This window comes from Sphaerochaeta sp. S2 (assembly GCF_016406725.1).
Classification (GTDB): Bacteria; Spirochaetota; Spirochaetia; order Sphaerochaetales; family Sphaerochaetaceae; genus Sphaerochaeta.
In genome coordinates, this window is the sequence record NZ_JAEKNT010000271.1 from 1 (window position 1) to 1,489 (window position 1,489).

Consider the following 1,489-nt stretch of genomic DNA (forward strand, 5'->3'; position numbering starts at 1 on the left):
GGACTTGGTACATGAAGTTTCGGAATCATTTGACAGGATAATCCTGGATCTTTCTCCAGGCCTCGGTCGTTTGGAACGTGCAGCGCTTATCTCCAGTAATGAAGTCATTACACCTATGACACCTGAAGTATTTAGCCTTGATGGACTTGAAATATTCATTGATGAATTGGCGAAATTAAAGAAGAATCTACGATCTACGGTGAGCCATTCAAAAATCATCATAAATTCTTTTGACAACAGGATAAAACAACACAGGGACATTTATCATGCAGCATGTGAAGGCGTGTTCACTGTGTATAAAATTCCAGTCGATCCTCTTTTTAGGAAAGCTCAGGAAGCAGGCTATGCTCCTCAGTTATTCAAGTCAAGGGGACGAGGGTTAAAAGAGAGTACTGTAGGAGCAATCAAGACACTTAATAAAGATATTTGGAGATAAGGTATGGCACTGAAAAAAAACCCGGATGTGGAAAATGAATCGGTCCTGGATGAAAGCATCAGCGGACAGAAAGCAAAAGAGTTATTCTCGAATGAACCAAAGAAGCGAAAGAAAGAAAACAAGGTACTTACTACGTTTTCAATAGAACCATCTTTCAAGAGGGAATTGGAAGAACTATTCCAGAGCATGGGCTTGGGCTGGGCTGCTGGAATACGGTTTTCCCTTCGTGAATTCGCAAAAAAACATGCTGAGGATTGATCCTTCTTATACATAATCGCCATACCATATCCTTGCCTAACATACCTTGCATTTTACTGAAAATATTTTATAGATTCCATTATATAACAATTGAATCCTATATCAAAAAATTATTATTTAGATATAGGTATTATATTTTTGTGATCATAAAATATACAAAATAAGTATTGAATATATTAGATAGAATACTTTTATTTGATGGGTAAGATAGCAATATACACTATCATGAACTATACTAATATTAAAAATAATTAAAATGATATGAAAACAAACAAAAATACATTAAAAAAAATACAGAAAAGATAAGTAATAAAATGTATTTTGTATAGATACTATGAGTAGACTTAACCTTAGAACAATTACAAATCAGTAATGGCATATTGCTTTGTCCACTTTTTTATAATTCTCTTTTGAGCTCTCCCCCGTCATGCGGTATAATCTTTTGTGAGGTATGCGAGATGGCAACAGCATGGTGGGAAGAGTGTATCGTCTATCAAATCTATCCACGTAGTTTTCAGGATACAAATGGTGATGGAATTGGGGACATTCAAGGTATCATAAAGAGAATGGATTATCTGGTTTCACTAGGTATCGATGCGATATGGCTGAGTCCGATATATTGCTCACCAATGGCTGATTTTGGATATGATATTACTGACTACCAGAATGTTGATTCAGTATTTGGAACAATGGCCGATGCAGATCAATTAATACAAGAAGCGCATAAGAATAATATTAAAGTCATATTTGATATGGTGCTTAATCATACATCAATAGAACATCCATGGTTCCAGG

The 1,489-nt window shown here is 35.3% G+C and carries 3 protein-coding genes; all 3 read left to right on the top strand.

The annotated features are described in order from the left end of the window. A partial coding sequence (locus JF818_RS07675) for a ParA family protein (RefSeq protein ID WP_198891439.1) occupies positions 1-436 on the top strand: 436 nt, incomplete at its 5' end. Positions 437-439: 3 nt separating this feature from the next. Then, positions 440-694 carry a hypothetical protein gene (locus tag JF818_RS07680; protein ID WP_198891440.1) on the top strand — a complete coding sequence of 85 codons (255 nt, stop codon included), beginning with the start codon at positions 440-442 and terminating at the stop codon, positions 692-694. A 458-nt stretch (positions 695-1,152) separates the two neighbouring features. Further along, the coding region (locus JF818_RS07685; protein ID WP_255528442.1) for an alpha-amylase family glycosyl hydrolase at positions 1,153-1,489 on the top strand (337 nt) is incomplete at its 3' end.

Coding starts and splice junctions, on each gene's coding strand:
- JF818_RS07680 (WP_198891440.1), top strand. CDS start 440: ATGGCACTGAAAAAAAACCCGGATGTGGAAAATGAATCGGTCCTGGAT.